The sequence below is a fragment of the Pseudomonas pseudonitroreducens genome (genome assembly GCF_021603645.1).
In the GTDB taxonomy this organism is placed as follows: Bacteria; Pseudomonadota; Gammaproteobacteria; order Pseudomonadales; family Pseudomonadaceae; genus Pseudomonas; species Pseudomonas pseudonitroreducens.
In genome coordinates, this window is record NZ_BQHJ01000001.1 from 589,782 (window position 1) to 603,666 (window position 13,885).

Consider the following 13,885-nt stretch of genomic DNA (forward strand, 5'->3'; position numbering starts at 1 on the left):
CTTCATTGGCTCTCGTCCGTCAGGGTTCGACGTGGTCGATCAGGTGGCCGCTTTCCAGGCGGATCTGGCGTTGGCAGCGGTGGGCGAGGCGTTCGTCGTGGGTCACCAGTACCAGGGTGGTGCCGCGCTCGCGGTTCAGCTCGAAGAGCAGGTCGCTGATGCGCTCGCCCGTGTGGGTGTCGAGGTTGCCGGTGGGTTCGTCGGCGAACAGCACGTCCGGCTCGGCGGCGAAGGCGCGGGCGATGGCGACCCGCTGCTGTTCGCCACCGGAGAGTTGGCGCGGGTAATGGGTCAGGCGCTGGCCGAGGCCGACGCGCTCCAGCAACTCGCGGGCGCGCTGGCCGGCATCTTTGCGGCCATCCAGTTCCAGCGGCAGCATGACGTTTTCCAGCGCATTGAGGCTGTCGAGCAACTGGAAGGACTGGAAGACGAAACCGACGTGGGCGGCGCGTACCCGTGCGCGCTGGTCTTCATCGAGGTTGCCCAGGGTGTGGCCGAGCAGGACGATATCGCCGCCGCTGGGCAGGTCCAGCCCGGCGAGCAGGCCGAGCAGGGTGGACTTGCCCGAGCCGGAGCTGCCGACGATGGCGAGGCTGTCGCCGCGAGCGAGGTCGAGGGAAAGGTCGTGGAGGATGGTCAGCTTGCCTTCCGCGCTGGAAACAACCTTGCTAAGGTTCCGCGCGGTAAGAATGCGTTCGCTCATGGAGATTCCGATGCGTGCATGGCTAATGGGCGGCTGCCTGGCGTTGCTTCTGATCACGCAGCAGGCCGCGGCGCAGACGCTGTTGGTCGTCGGCGATAGTATCAGCGCCGGTTTGGGGCTGGATACCAGCCAGGGTTGGGTGAGCCTGCTGGACAAGCGTCTGAAGGAGCAGGGTTTCGGCTACAAGGTGGTGAATGCGTCGATCTCCGGCGACACCACGGCGGGGGGCCTCGCGCGGCTGCCGGCGCTGCTTTCGGAGCAGAAACCGGCGCTGGTGGTGATCGAGCTGGGCGGCAACGATGGCCTGCGCGGCATGGCGCCGGCGCAATTGCAACAGAATCTTGCCTCGATGGTGGATCAGTCGCGTCAGGCGGGCGCCAAGGTGATTCTGCTGGGCATGCGTCTGCCACCCAACTACGGGCAGCGTTACACCGATGCTTTTGCCAAGGTCTTCGATAGCGTGGCGAGCGAGCAGAAGATTGCGCTGGTGCCGTTCTTCCTCGAAGGGGTAGGGGGCGTGCAGGATATGATGCAGGCCGACGGCATCCACCCGGCGCAGGTGGCGCAGGTGAAACTGCTCGACAACGTGTGGCCGACGCTCAAGCCGCTGCTGTGATGCGCTACTTCATTGATAAACCAGAGAATCGAGGCTTCCCCGCGCCCGGCCTTTCGGCTATGTTTGCGCACCCTTCTGGAACCCCCTATGTCGCGCCCCACCTGGACCCTTTTTGCCTACCAGTTGATCGAGCCTGATGAGCAGCTCGACCTGTTCGCTTGCCGCGAGGTCCGGGTGCATCTTGTCGCGCGCCAACTGGAGCTGGGCACCCCGGCCGACCGTACGCTCTGCGGCAGCCTGCTGCCGGCGCAGCCACTGTGGCGTGGCGCCGAGAAGCCGTTGCTGCGTGATCGGCGCATCTGCGCGGCCTGCCTGAAACAACTGGAAGAGGAAAAGCGCGGCGCGCGCAGCTCCTGGCTCGTCTGATATCTCCCGTTGACGGGGCTTGCGGTGGTAAACTGATCACCCTTTGCTCATTGCCCACGTCAAGGATCCTCGGATGTTGTCGCGCGTCATTGCCGCCTGCTCGCTGTCCCTCGCCGCGCTGCTCTCGGCCGGCCCCGTTTCCGCCATTGAATTGCCGCTGCCGGCGCCGGGTGACGATATCGTCGGCCAGGTCCAGGTGATCAAGGCCAAATACGAAGACACCTTCGCCGACCTCGGCGAGAAATACGGCCTCGGCTACTCCGAGATGATTGCCGCCAACCCGGGCGTGGATGCGTGGCTGCCGGGTGTGGGCACCGAGATCATCATTCCGACCCGCTTCGTGCTGCCGGCCGGTCCGCGCGAAGGCGTGGTAATCAACCTCGCCGAGTACCGCCTGTACTACTTCCCCAAGGACAAGAACGTCGTCTACACCTACGCCCTGGGCATCGGTCGTGAAGGCTGGGGTTCCCCGGTGGGCAGTACCAGTGTGATCGCCAAGACCAAGGACCCGGCCTGGTATCCGCCGGCGTCGATCCGCGCCGAGCACGCCGCCGATGGTGATCCACTGCCGTCCGTGGTGCCGCCGGGCCCGGACAACCCGCTTGGCCCGTACAAGATGAGCCTGGGCTTCCACGGCTACCTGATCCACGGTTCGAACAAGAAGTTCGGTATCGGTACCCGTACCAGCCATGGTTGCTTCCGCATGTACAACTGGGACGTAACCCAACTGTTCTCGATGATTCCGGTAGGCACCAAGGTGCGCATCATCAACGAGCCGTACAAGTTTGGTCGCAGTGAGGGCAAGATCTATCTCGAGGCTCACGCGCCGATCGATGACAACGGTGATCCGTCCGTGGTCGACAAGCACACCGCGGTGATCAACGCCCTGCTCAAGCGCGAAGACATCGCCAGCCAGATGCAGATGGACTGGAACGTGGTGCGTGAAGTGGTTGCCGCCGAAGATGGTCTGCCGGTTGCCATCGCCCAGCCGCAAGTGCAGGGCGCTCCGGTGGCCGCGACTGTCGACCAGGACGCGATGCCGCTGCAGTAACTTCTGCACCAGCGAAAGAGCCCGCCGCGAGCGGGCTTTTTCTTGCCTGCTACTTTCTTGCGGGCATAAAAAAACCGACCCCGAAGGGTCGGTTTTTCGAACAGATCCGAAGATCTATTACTTGCGGCTGGCTTTGTCCAGCATACGCAGGGCGCGCTCGTTAGCCTCGTCAGCGGTCTGCTGGGCTTTCTGAGCGGCGGCCAGAGCTTCGTCAGCCTTGCGATAGGCTTCATCGGCACGGGCTTGAGCGCGAGCAGCGGCGTCTTCAGTAGCGGTCAGACGTGCTTCGGTTTCTTTCGAGTGGCTGCTGCAACCGGTGGCCAGAACAGCAGCCAGAGCCAGAGCAGAGAATTTCAGAACGTTGTTCATCGTGTTCCCCTTAAGGTGGACATTTCCATTAAAAGCAATCTCCCATGACTGGGAAATTAGCCGGACTACATAGTACCCATTACTTGTAGTAAGTAAACTGACCAAGCGCAAGTACGGCACTTTTTTTTCATGTTACGTCGCTCTTCGCAGTTGTCCGAGGCCGATTTGGGCAAAAACTGTCCAATCTGGCAAAGGAGTGTTTCCAACAGGTGTCAGGCGGGGGCTGGGGCTGGTTTCCAGCCTGCGGAACCGGGCTGTCAGATGACTGTCGAGAATGGTCGAACAACTGTTTAATCGCCGTTGTGCATTTGTCCAACAGACAACTTGCAACTAGGTCGCAACAGGTGAAGAAAGTGTGAAGTGCAAAACGAAAAAGCCCGGCTAATTGCTTAGCCGGGCTTTTTCATGAATCTGGCGGTGAGGGAGGGATTCGAACCCTCGATACGATTTCTCGTATACACACTTTCCAGGCGTGCTCCTTCAACCGCTCGGACACCTCACCAGATTTCTCGACAGCGCTGTGTCTGTCGAGGCGCGCACTTTACTCAAAGGTTTCCTCCTTGGCAAATCTTTTTTGAAAATTTTTCTCAAGGGATTCATCGGCTTAAGGAGCACGGCCCGGATCATGGGTACACTGGTGCCTTCGGATCCGTGGGAATGCGCATGGCCAGCTGGGACATCTTCTGCAGCGTAGTCGACAACTATGGCGATATCGGCGTCACCTGGCGGTTGGCCCGTCAGTTGGCAGGTGAGCACAGGCAGCACGTGCGGCTGTGGGTCGACGATCTGGCGGCCTTCGTACGCATCTGCCCGGCAGCCGATGCCACGGCTGCGCTACAGCAGCAATCCGGCGTGGAGGTTCGCCTGTGGGTGAAGCCCTGGCAGGACACTGCGGCGGCGGATGTGGTGATCGAAGCCTTCGCCTGCGAAATGCCGGCTGCCTATATAGACGCGATGAGTCGGCGCCAGACGCCAACCCTGTGGCTGAATCTGGAGTACCTCAGCGCCGAGAGTTGGGTGGAGTCCTGCCATGGCTTGCCGTCGATGCAGGCCAGCGGACTGCAGAAGTACTTCTATTTCCCCGGCTTCACCGGCGCCACCGGTGGGTTGCTGCGAGAAGCCGATCTGCTCGCGCAACGCGATGCCTTCCAGGCTGATCCGGTGGCCAGCCTGCGTTTCCTGGAAAGCCTCGGTGTGCAGCCGCATGCCCGTGAGCGGCGCATCTCCCTGTTCGCCTATGAGAATGCCACGCTGGGTGGCTGGCTGGACTCGCTGGCCAGGGGGGGCGCTGCGACCTTGCTGCTGGTGCCTGAGGGCAGGGTGCTTGCCGATGTCGAGCGCTGGGCAGGAAAGCGCCTGGCGGCAGGGGAGCAGTACCTGCGTGATGCGCTGCGCGTGCAGGTGCTGCCGTTCGTGCGCCAGGAAGACTATGACCTGCTGTTGTGGAGCTGCGACGTCAACGCGGTGCGTGGCGAGGATTCCTTTGTCCGCGCGCAATGGGCCGGGCGGCCTTTCGTCTGGCATATCTATCAGCAGGAGGAAGATGTTCACCTGGAGAAGCTGGAAGCTTTCCTGGCTCTGTTCGGCGCAGGGATGGATGAGGCGCTGCGGTCGGATCTGCGGGAGTTCTGGTTGGCCTGGAACGGTTGCGGTAATGCCGGCGATGCCTGGCAAAACCTTGAAAAGCGGCTGCCGGAGTGGTCGGCGTGGATTGGCGATTGGCAGCGGCGCCTGAGCGAACAAACCGATCTTGCCGCGGGGCTGGTGCGTTTTTATACAAATTGGCTATGATATGGCCCCTGATTTTTGTCTCCAATCCAATCGGATAATCGTATGAAAACCGCACAAGAGTTCCGCGCTGGCCAGGTTGCCAACATCAATGGCGCCCCCTGGGTCATCCAGAAGGCCGAGTTCAACAAGTCCGGCCGTAACTCCGCGGTCGTCAAGATGAAGCTGAAGAACCTGCTGACCGGTGCCGGCACCGAGACCGTGTTCAAGGCCGACGACAAGCTGGAGCCGATCATCCTCGATCGCAAGGAAGTGACCTACTCCTACTTCGCGGACCCTCTGTATGTCTTCATGGACACCGAGTTCAACCAGTACGAAATCGAGAAAGGCGATCTGGAAGGCGTGCTGACCTTCATCGAAGACGGCATGACCGACGTCTGCGAAGCTGTCTTCTACAACGAGAAAGTCATCTCCGTTGAACTGCCGACCACCATCGTTCGCGAAATCGTCTACACCGAGCCGGCTGTCCGTGGTGACACCTCCGGCAAGGTGATGAAGACCGCTCGCCTGAAGAACGGTGCTGAAGTCCAGGTTTCCGCCTTCTGCGAAATCGGCGACTCGATCGAAATCGATACCCGCACTGGCGAGTACAAGTCCCGCGTCAAGGCCTGAGCCTGATTCGAGATACAAAAAAGCCCGGCTGATGCCGGGCTTTTTCGTTTCTGCCGTTCTGATTTGTCGGCGCTGGAGTCAGACGCTGACGTTCAGGCGCACCTCGATGTTGCCGCGGGTGGCATTGGAGTAGGGGCAGACCTGGTGGGCTTTGGCGACCAGGTCCTCGGCCTCGGCCTGATCCAGGCCCGGCAGATTGATGTTCAACTCCACTTCCAGGCCGAAGCCGCCGGGAATCTGGCCAATGCCGACCTTGCCGGTAATCGAGGCGTCTGCCGGAATCTGCTTCTTGCTCTGGCTGGCGACGAACTTGATGGCGCCGATGAAGCAGGCCGAGTAGCCGGCGGCGAACAGTTGTTCCGGGTTGGTGGCTTCGCCACCGGCGCCGCCCAGTTCACGCGGGGTGCTCAGTTTCACGTCGAGGATGCCGTCCGAGGAAACGGCACGGCCGTCGCGGCCTCCGGTGGCGGTAGCGGTGGCGGTGTAGAGGGCTTTGATGGTTTGCATGGTGGTCTCCGGTTCGCTGTCAGGTAAGTCTGGTTGAGAATGTCTTGCTGCTTAATATCTTGTGCGCTAAGCAGTTCGTGAGATGAAAGTTAGTTCTATTTAATTTAGTGCGCAAGATAATTGCTGGAAGATTTCTGACTAAGCGACCTGCAGCTTGGGCATAAGCCCCGATTTACGGGGCTTGCAGATGCCCGCGCAGGTCCACGAGCTCCTCCTGGAGTCGCTTCAGACTGTCCAACGTTAGACCGCTGCTGGCCAGGATGCAGGCCGGAATGCGCTCCGCCTGTCGGCGCAGTTCCCGGCCCTTGTCGGTCAGGCGCAACTGCACGACGCGCTCGTCTGCCTGGCTGCGGGTGCGGGTGATCAGGCCTTCGGCTTCGAGCCGCTTGAGCAGCGGCGTGAGCGAGCCGGGGTCGGTGAGCATGCGCGAGCTGATCTCGCCCACGGTGATGCCGTCTTCTTCCCACAGCACCAGCATGGCGATGTACTGCGGGTAGGTGAGCCCCAGTTCCTGCAGCAAGGGCTTGTACACCTTGGTCATCTGCAGGGACGTGGAGTAGAGGGCGAAGCACAGCTGGTTATCCAGCTTGAGGGCTTCGCAGGTCGGGTCTGGCTGGGTCATGGCGTGCTCCTGGCGGGGCGCTCGAAGCGGGGAAGTGATTGCGCCTTAATTTAGCGCGATGGTTAATTGCTGAACAGCGCTTCCTCCAGTGCCGCATCCCAGGGCGGTGGGAAGCCGAAGCGCTGCAGGAGAAAGGCCAGCAGGCGTTCGCTGCGCGGGTGAGTGCCGCGCTCCAGGCGCAATGCATGGATGACTCCGGGCTCCGGCTCGGGAAGGCCTGTCTCGCAGAACAGGGGCAGCAGTTGGCCGCTGATCAGGTACTCGCTGCACAGCCAGGTGGGCAGGTGGGCCAGTCCGATACCCTGCAGCGCCCCTTCCACCAGTGTTTCGGCGTTGTTGGCGGTCATGCGCAAGCGTCGCGGCCGCAGGTGCTGCAGTTTGCCGTCGATGAGGAAGCGCCAGGCCAGCGGTGGCGCGAGGCCTTCCCAGTCGAGACCGATGTGCTCCGGTAGCTCCAGTGGCGAGACGGGGCGGCCGTGCTGCTGCACGTAGGCCGCGCTGGCGCAGACGATCCGCCGCATGGGCGCCAGGCGGGTAGCCACCAGGCGGCTGTCGGGCAGCGTGCCGATGCGCAGCACCAAGTCGACCTGACCCAGGTTTTCCCCGCGGGTATCGGTGAAGCTGTCGATCAGCCGCAGTTGCACGTCCAGGCCTGGGTTGGCGGTGAGGAAGTCGGCCAGCGCCGGCGCAAGGTGGCGGCGACCGAAAGGGACGGGAGCGTCAATGCGGATCAGGCCTTCCGGCGCCGTACTCAGCGACACCGCTTCAGCTCGAGCCTGGCGCAGTTCGCCGGCTATCCGCCGTGCCCGCTCGGCGAAGGCCAGGCCGGCCGGCGTGGCCCGCACGTTGTGGGTGCTGCGTACCAGCAGGATCGAGCCCAACCCCTGCTCCAGTGCATCCATGCGCCGGGCCACGGCGGATGGGGTGAGCTGGCGCAGGCGGGCGGCCGCGGAGAAGCTGCCGAGGTCGAGGACGTCCAGGTAGAGGTCGAGCTGATCTTCGAGGCTGGAAGGGTTCATGGGCTGGCTGGCTATTGGCTGTTTTTGCGAAAAGAGCACAGCCATTGTGCTGCGCTTTGCGTTTCCCATCCAGCCGGGGTTTTCTAGCATGGGCGCACTGTTGTGGAGGTGCGTCATGTGGGATCTGGTCGTGGACTTTCTGCTCGGCATCGTGCTGGGCAGCCTGGGAGGGCTGTTCGGGATCGGTGGTGGCCTGCTGGCGATTCCGGCGCTGGGTGTGCTGTTCGGGCTGGATCAGCAGCTGGCGCAGGGCACTGCGCTGGTGATGGTGGTGCCGAACGTGCTGCTGGCGATCTGGCGTTATCACCAGCGCAATCGCATCGACTTTGCCCAGGCCGGCGTGCTCGCGCTGACCAGCCTGGTCTGCGCGTTCTTTGCCTCGAGCATCGCGGTGAACCTCGATGCCCGCAGCATGCGCACGGCTTTCGTGGTCTTCCTGGTGCTGCTGGCGCTGTATCTGCTGGTGCGCCTGTTCCAGCGTGTGCCGCAGGGTGGCAGCACGCCGCGCTATGGGCTGCCGTGGATGGGCGTGCTGGGGCTGGGAGCTGGTTCCCTGGGTGGCTTGTTCGGTGTTGGCGGAGGCGTACTGGCGACGCCCGTGCTGACCTCGGTGTTCGGCCTGACCCAGGTGATCGCCCAGGGCCTTGCGCTGGCGCTGGCGGCGCCCAGTACCGGTGTGGCGCTGGCCACCTACGCAGTGCATGGCCATGTGGACTGGCGCATGGGCAGCGCGCTGGCACTGGGCGGCCTGGTGAGCATTTCCTCGGGGGTGCGCCTGGCGCACGCGCTACCCGAGCGTCAGTTGCGGATGGCCTTCAGCGCTTTCCTGATCGTCTGTGCGGTGCTGTTGGCGGTGCGCTAGGGCTCAGGATTTGAAGCCTTCGACGATGTACTCCGCCAGCTTGTCGGTCACCGGCGTCATCTTCTGCCCGCGCAGCAGCACGATGCTGGCGTTGGGCAGTACCGGCAGTCCTTCATCCTCGCCGATGATGCGCAGGTTGCCAGTGAGCAGGCTGCGCAGTTGTGCGGTCACCGCCAGCCCGGCGTTGGCCACGGCAAACAGGGCGGAGAGGCTCGGGCTGCTGTAGGCGATACGGTAATCCACTTCCATTGCCTCCAGCGCGTTGCAGGCCCAGGCGCGGCAGAAGCAGGCCGTGTTGAACATCGCCAGCGGCAGCGGGCGCTGGTCCTGCGGGCAGAAGCTCTCGGCGGCCATCCAGACGAAGTCTTCCTGGCGCAGCAACTGGCCGATCTCGGTACCCGGCTCGCGGGTGACGATGGACAAGTCGAGGTCGTTGCGCATCAGCAATTGCGCGGACGAATCGCAGTGCACTTCCACCTGTACCAGCGGGTAGGCCTCGGCGAAGCGCGAGAGGATGCTGGGCAGGAAGCGCATCACATAGTCGTCCGGCGTGCCGATCTTCACCGAGCCGACCATGTGCGGCTGGCGGAAGGTATTGAACACCTCGCCCTGCAAACGCAGGATGCGCCGCGCATAGCCCAGCAATATCTGCCCCTCCGGCGTCAGGCGCACCTGGCGGCCGTCGCGCTCGAACAGACTGCGTTCCAGCACGTCTTCCTCCAGGCGTTTCATCTGCATGCTCACCGCCGACTGGGTGCGGTTGACCATCTCGGCCGCGCGTGTGAAGCCGCCGTGGTCGGCGATGGCGACGAAGGTGCGCAACAGTTCGCTGTCGATACTGGGGAAGCTGCTCATTCATCAATCTCCGAGATGGATCGCATAAGAATGATTCGTTGGATTGATCTTAGCGCGAGCAGGAAACTGCATCCAACCCCACAGGGAGGAAGCAAGATGAAAGGTCAACTCGGTTTCGTAGCAGCGTCCTACCATGTCCACAAAGTTGCGGCCGCACCGCTGTGGAAGCGCGCCGTGCAACGTGTCCTGCATTGGCACGAACTGGCCCGCCAGCGCCGTGAGCTGGCGACCATGAGCGATGAAGCGCTCAAGGACATCGGCCTGAGCCGCGCCGATATCCAGCAGGAAGTCGAACGCCCGTTCTGGGCCGACTATGTTCGTCGTTGAGTTCGGTTCGCCGTTGAACCCGCCGGGCGGCACGGATCCTCACCGTGTCGCCCGCTCCTGCAAGTCTGATCAGCGTCATGACAAGGAAGCCCATGTCCACCCATTACCACCTCGCTCAGGTCAACATCGCCAAGGCCCGCGCACCACTGGATCAGCCCCTGATGAAGGGCTTCGTCGACCAGCTCGATCACATCAACGCCCTCGCCGAGCGCAGCCCCGGTTTCGTCTGGCGTCTACAGACGGAGGAGGGCGATGCCACGTCCATTCGCGTCTTCGATGACCCGCTGATCATCGTCAACCTGTCCGTCTGGGAGTCCGTCGAGGCGTTGAAGGAGTACGTCTACAGCGGCGAGCACCTGCAGGTGCTGCGCAGCAAGCGTGACTGGATGGAGCGCCTGAGTACGCCCAGCCTGGCGCTCTGGTGGCTGCCTGACGGCGAGTTGCCGGACGTGTCCATGGCCCGCGAGCGCCTGGAGCGCCTGCGGCTGGAGGGCCCCTCGGCGGATGTCTTCACCTTTGCACGCCCCTTCCCGATGCCCGAACGGCTTGGTGAATCCGTCTGATGCAGCCAGGCGCTGCGAATGGCGTTAGGCTCTAGGGCTCGCCCAGACCTGGAGCTCATGATGCCGAGCGTCGAATCCCTGTCCCTCAAGCAGGCCCGCAGACTGGCTTTGGCCGCCCAGGGCTTCACCCTGCGCAAGCCCGGCGGGGAGGTGCAGCGCCGGCATGTGCGCAGCCTGCTGGAGCGCCTGGGCGTGCTGCAGATCGACTCGGTGAACGCGCTGGTGCGCTCGCATTACCTGCCGCTGTTCTCGCGCCTGGGCAACTACTCGCCGACGCTGCTGGAAGAAGCGGCCTGGAGCGGCGGGCGGCATCGTCGTCTGTTCGAATACTGGGGGCACGAAGCCTCGCTGCTGCCACTGCAACTGTATCCGCTGATGCGCTGGCGCATGCGCCGCGCAGCCGAAGGGCGCGGCATCTACCAGCAACTGGCGCGCTTCGGGCGTGAGCGGCAGGCGGTGCTGCAGCGGGTGCTCGATGCCGTTCGCGAGCAGGGCGCGCTGGGCGCCGGCAGCCTGACCACCCGTGAAGAACGTGCCGGCCCCTGGTGGGACTGGAGCGATGAAAAGCACGCGCTGGAATGGTTGTTCGCCGCGGGCGAGGTGACGGTCGCCGGGCGGCGCGGCTTCGAGCGTCTGTACGACTTGCCGGAGCGTGTGCTGCCGTCCGACCTGCTGCGGCAGCCGGAGCCGGACGAGGCCGAAGCGCAGCGACAATTGCTGCTGCATTCGGCGCAGGCGCTGGGCGTGGCCACCGAGAAGGATCTGCGCGACTACTTCCGCCTGGACCCCGCCGACAGCAAGGCACGGCTGGCCGAACTGGTCGAGGCGGGTGACTTGTTGCCGGTGCAGGTCCAGGGCTGGCAGGCACCGGCGTATTGCCTGGCGGACTCGGCTATTCCGCGCAAGGTACGCGCCAGTGCCCTGCTGTCACCTTTCGACTCGCTGGTCTGGGAGCGTGCTCGCACAGAGCGGCTGTTCGACTTCCGCTATCGCCTGGAGATCTACACGCCGCAACACAAGCGCGTGTATGGCTACTACGTGCTGCCATTCCTGTTCGACGAGCGCCTGGCTGCGCGGGTCGACCTGCGCTCAGATCGTGCAGCAGGCAAGCTGGTGGTGCATGCCGTCCACGAAGAGGAAAAGGGCCTGGGCGAGGAGGGGCATGCCGCCTTGGCGCAGCAGCTGGGCGAGATGGCGAACTGGCTGGGGCTGGAGCGAGTGGCGGTGAATTGCCGGCGGCCGTCCGGTGAGCGACTGCAAGTGTTGCTGGCGCGGGCCTGAAAAAGAACGGGCCTGCGTAGAGGCCCGTCCGGGATCACTTGCCGCTGGCGATGCGCTTGCGGATGTGGTCCGCGCGCTGCTGCGAGCCGGGGTGCGAGTCGAACATGCTGCTCTCCTTGCCGCCGCTGAGCTTGGCCAGCTTGTCGAAGGCGGTGGCCAGGCCCTCAAGCGGGATATTGCGCTTTTTCAGCAGGTCGAAGGAGTAGTCATCGGCGGCCGACTCCTGGGATTGGGAGAACTGCGCGTTGACCAGTGCCTCACCGATTTCACCCAGTTGCGATTGCGACAGGGCGGCGACAGTGGCATTGCCCGAGGCCGCGGCGGCACCACGGGCTGCGGCGGTTGCGTAGGCGGTCTGGGTGGCCTTCTTCACGTGGCCGAGGGCAACGTGGCCGATTTCGTGACCGAGCACGCCTTCCACTTCGTTGTCGTTCATCAGGTCCATCAGGCCCGAGTAGACGCGCACGCAGCCGTTGGCCATGGCGAAGGCATTGATGTCGTCGGTGAGGTAGACCTTGTAGTTGACCGCGGTGCCGGCAAGCGGGTTGCCCAGGGCGGCGGCGATCTTGTCCAGGCGCTGGACGTAGGGGTTGGAGGCCGGGGCGATCTGCGCTTCGGCGTCCTGCTTGGCGCAGGCTTCGTCGGCGACCTGCTTGATCTCGGCGTCGCTCAGGGTAGCGGCTTTCATGGCCATCATGCCGGACTGCACGAGGCTGTCGGTGTTCATGTTCTGGCAGCCGGAAAGGGCGGCGCTGGCGCCGATCAGCAGGGCGAGCAGGGAGCGGTGCAGTTGCATCGGAATCTTCCTTGGTTGACGGTTTCCATGGCGTGGCGGTTGCCGCGCGGGGCGCCACTCTAGGTAGGCGACCCGGCATCGTCAATTATGCGAAGGGGGTTCTGGCGATCGCTGAGACGCTGGTCAGGTTCAGCGACGGACCTGCTTCAGGGTTTCAGCGATCAGGAAGGCCAGCTCCAGCGACTGGTCCGCATTCAGGCGCGGGTCGCAGTGGGTGTGGTAGCGGTCGCTCAGGCCGTCCTCGGTGATCGGGCGCGCACCGCCGATGCATTCGGTGACGTTCTGCCCGGTCATTTCGATGTGGATGCCGCCGGCGTAGCTGCCTTCTGCCTGGTGCACTTCGAAGAACTGCCGGACCTCGGCGAGGATGCGCGCGAAATCGCGGGTCTTGTAGCCGCTGGAGGCCTTGATGGTGTTGCCGTGCATGGGGTCGGAACTCCACAGCACCTGCTTGCCCTCGCGTTGCACGGTACGGATCAGTCGTGGCAGGCCGTCGCCGACCTTGTCTGCACCCATGCGCACGATGAGGTTGAGGCGGCCGGGATCGTTATCCGGGTTGAGGATGTCGATCAGGCGGATCAGCTCTTCGCTGCCCATGCTCGGGCCGACTTTCACGCCGATGGGGTTGCCGACGCCGCGGAGAATTTCCACGTGGGCGCCGTCGAGTTGGCGGGTGCGATCGCCGATCCACAGCATGTGCGCCGAGCAGTCGTACCAGCCGCCGGTGAGACTGTCGCGGCGAATGAAAGCTTCTTCGTAGTTCAGCAACAGTGCTTCGTGGGCCGTGAAGAAACTGGTCTCGCGCAGTTGCGGCGCACTATCCAGGCCGCAGGCGCGCATGAAGGCGAGCGTTTCGTCGATGCGCGCGGCCAGTTGCTGGTAGCGCTCGGACAGCGCCGAGTTGGCGATGAAGTCCAGGTTCCACTGGTGCACCTGGTGCAGGTCGGCGAAGCCGCCGCCGGCAAACGCGCGCAGCAGGTTCAGCGAGGCGGTGGACTGGTGGTAGGCCTGCAGCAGGCGTTCCGGGTCCGGCACGCGGCTCTTTTCGTCGAAGCCGATGCCGTTGACGATATCGCCGCGGTAGGCCGGCAGGGTCATCCCGTCGATGGTTTCGTCAGTGGCGGAGCGTGGCTTGGCGAACTGCCCGGCCATGCGCCCGACTTTCACCACCGGGCAGCCGGCGGCAAAGGTCATTACCACGGCCATCTGCAGCAGGACCTTGAAGGTGTCGCGGATCTTTGCCGCGGAAAACTCGGCGAAGCTCTCGGCGCAGTCGCCGCCTTGCAGCAGGAAGGCGCGGCCGGCAGTGACCTCGGCGAACTGCCGACGCAGCTCGCGCGCCTCGCCGGCGAACACCAGCGGCGGGAAGCTGGCGAGGGTGCGCTCGACTTCGCTCACGCGGTTGGCGTCGGGGTAGGCGGGCTGTTGCTGGATCGGCTTGCTTCTCCAGCTATCGGGGCTCCAGGGCAGGCTCATCGGCGGGTCTTCACGGCTGTGGACGGTATCCGCCCATGGTATCAGCTCGGCATTTGCCCCGCGCGAGGTCGC

The 13,885-nt window shown here is 63.8% G+C and carries 17 protein-coding genes and 1 tRNA gene; 9 read left to right on the forward strand and 9 right to left on the reverse strand.

The window, feature by feature from the left end:
• Nucleotides 1–19: 19 nt before the first annotated feature.
• Nucleotides 20–703: an ABC transporter ATP-binding protein gene (locus tag L6D89_RS02725; protein ID WP_236198670.1), complete on the reverse strand. Its 684-nt coding sequence runs from the start codon at nucleotides 701–703 to the stop codon at nucleotides 20–22.
• Between the two features lie 10 nt (nucleotides 704–713).
• Between L6D89_RS02725 and L6D89_RS02730 the strand changes: the two genes are divergently transcribed.
• From L6D89_RS02730 to L6D89_RS02740, 3 genes are all read left to right on the forward strand, one after another.
• Nucleotides 714–1,319 (forward strand): arylesterase, encoded by a 606-nt coding sequence (locus tag L6D89_RS02730; protein ID WP_236198671.1) that lies wholly within the window; start codon nucleotides 714–716, stop codon nucleotides 1,317–1,319.
• A gap of 87 nt (nucleotides 1,320–1,406) precedes the next feature.
• Nucleotides 1,407–1,685 carry a hypothetical protein gene (locus L6D89_RS02735; RefSeq protein WP_236170817.1) on the forward strand — a complete coding sequence of 93 codons (279 nt, stop codon included), beginning with the start codon at nucleotides 1,407–1,409 and terminating at the stop codon, nucleotides 1,683–1,685.
• Between the two features lie 73 nt (nucleotides 1,686–1,758).
• Nucleotides 1,759–2,736, forward strand: coding sequence for a L,D-transpeptidase family protein (locus L6D89_RS02740; protein ID WP_236170816.1), 978 nt, complete (start codon nucleotides 1,759–1,761; stop codon nucleotides 2,734–2,736).
• 117 nt (nucleotides 2,737–2,853) lie between these two features.
• Here the strand turns inward: L6D89_RS02740 and oprI are convergent, their stop codons facing one another.
• Nucleotides 2,854–3,105 carry an outer membrane lipoprotei OprI gene (gene oprI, locus L6D89_RS02745; RefSeq protein ID WP_017517003.1) on the reverse strand — a complete coding sequence of 84 codons (252 nt, stop codon included), beginning with the start codon at nucleotides 3,103–3,105 and terminating at the stop codon, nucleotides 2,854–2,856.
• 412 nt (nucleotides 3,106–3,517) lie between these two features.
• Nucleotides 3,518–3,607, reverse strand: a tRNA-Ser gene (locus L6D89_RS02750).
• 161 nt (nucleotides 3,608–3,768) lie between these two features.
• On the opposite strand from L6D89_RS02750, the gene earP reads away from it, so the two are divergent.
• Together earP and efp are read left to right on the forward strand one after the other, a co-directional pair.
• Entirely contained in the window at nucleotides 3,769–4,896 is a 1,128-nt protein-coding gene (gene earP, locus L6D89_RS02755) for an elongation factor P maturation arginine rhamnosyltransferase EarP (RefSeq protein WP_236198672.1), read from the forward strand.
• A gap of 42 nt (nucleotides 4,897–4,938) precedes the next feature.
• The gene (gene efp / locus L6D89_RS02760; RefSeq protein WP_045211459.1) at nucleotides 4,939–5,505 is read left to right on the forward strand and encodes an elongation factor P; all 567 of its coding nucleotides are present in this window, start codon (nucleotides 4,939–4,941) and stop codon (nucleotides 5,503–5,505) included.
• Nucleotides 5,506–5,583: 78 nt separating this feature from the next.
• Here efp and L6D89_RS02765 read toward each other — a convergent pair whose 3' ends face one another.
• The 3 genes from L6D89_RS02765 to L6D89_RS02775 all read right to left on the reverse strand — a co-directional run bounded on the left by L6D89_RS02765 (nucleotide 5,584) and on the right by L6D89_RS02775 (nucleotide 7,653).
• Entirely contained in the window at nucleotides 5,584–6,012 is a 429-nt protein-coding gene (locus tag L6D89_RS02765; RefSeq protein WP_236170814.1) for an organic hydroperoxide resistance protein, read from the reverse strand.
• A gap of 172 nt (nucleotides 6,013–6,184) precedes the next feature.
• The gene (locus L6D89_RS02770; protein WP_236170813.1) at nucleotides 6,185–6,634 is read right to left on the reverse strand and encodes a MarR family winged helix-turn-helix transcriptional regulator; all 450 of its coding nucleotides are present in this window, start codon (nucleotides 6,632–6,634) and stop codon (nucleotides 6,185–6,187) included.
• A gap of 62 nt (nucleotides 6,635–6,696) precedes the next feature.
• Nucleotides 6,697–7,653 carry a LysR family transcriptional regulator gene (locus tag L6D89_RS02775; RefSeq protein ID WP_236198673.1) on the reverse strand — a complete coding sequence of 319 codons (957 nt, stop codon included), beginning with the start codon at nucleotides 7,651–7,653 and terminating at the stop codon, nucleotides 6,697–6,699.
• Between the two features lie 115 nt (nucleotides 7,654–7,768).
• Here L6D89_RS02775 and L6D89_RS02780 point away from each other — a divergent pair, with 115 nt between their 5' ends.
• Entirely contained in the window at nucleotides 7,769–8,515 is a 747-nt protein-coding gene (locus L6D89_RS02780; RefSeq protein ID WP_236198674.1) for a sulfite exporter TauE/SafE family protein, read from the forward strand.
• Nucleotides 8,516–8,518: 3 nt separating this feature from the next.
• Here L6D89_RS02780 and L6D89_RS02785 read toward each other — a convergent pair whose 3' ends face one another.
• On the reverse strand, nucleotides 8,519–9,370 hold the full coding sequence (locus L6D89_RS02785; RefSeq protein ID WP_024764539.1) for a LysR family transcriptional regulator: 852 nt from the start codon (nucleotides 9,368–9,370) through the stop codon (nucleotides 8,519–8,521).
• Between the two features lie 96 nt (nucleotides 9,371–9,466).
• Between L6D89_RS02785 and L6D89_RS02790 the strand changes: the two genes are divergently transcribed.
• The 3 genes from L6D89_RS02790 to L6D89_RS02800 all read left to right on the forward strand — a co-directional run bounded on the left by L6D89_RS02790 (nucleotide 9,467) and on the right by L6D89_RS02800 (nucleotide 11,541).
• Nucleotides 9,467–9,697 (forward strand): DUF1127 domain-containing protein, encoded by a 231-nt coding sequence (locus L6D89_RS02790; protein ID WP_236198675.1) that lies wholly within the window; start codon nucleotides 9,467–9,469, stop codon nucleotides 9,695–9,697.
• Nucleotides 9,698–9,789: 92 nt separating this feature from the next.
• Nucleotides 9,790–10,260, forward strand: a complete 471-nt coding sequence (locus tag L6D89_RS02795) for a DUF3291 domain-containing protein (RefSeq protein WP_236198676.1) — start codon at nucleotides 9,790–9,792, stop codon at nucleotides 10,258–10,260.
• A gap of 60 nt (nucleotides 10,261–10,320) precedes the next feature.
• Nucleotides 10,321–11,541 (forward strand): winged helix-turn-helix domain-containing protein, encoded by a 1,221-nt coding sequence (locus L6D89_RS02800; RefSeq protein WP_236198677.1) that lies wholly within the window; start codon nucleotides 10,321–10,323, stop codon nucleotides 11,539–11,541.
• Nucleotides 11,542–11,575: 34 nt separating this feature from the next.
• Here the strand turns inward: L6D89_RS02800 and loiP are convergent, their stop codons facing one another.
• Together loiP and L6D89_RS02810 are read right to left on the reverse strand one after the other, a co-directional pair.
• Entirely contained in the window at nucleotides 11,576–12,337 is a 762-nt protein-coding gene (gene loiP / locus L6D89_RS02805) for a metalloprotease LoiP (protein ID WP_236198678.1), read from the reverse strand.
• A 129-nt stretch (nucleotides 12,338–12,466) separates the two neighbouring features.
• Nucleotides 12,467–13,813, reverse strand: coding sequence for a class II 3-deoxy-7-phosphoheptulonate synthase (locus tag L6D89_RS02810; protein WP_236198679.1), 1,347 nt, complete (start codon nucleotides 13,811–13,813; stop codon nucleotides 12,467–12,469).
• Between the last annotated feature and the right edge of the window lie 72 nt (nucleotides 13,814–13,885).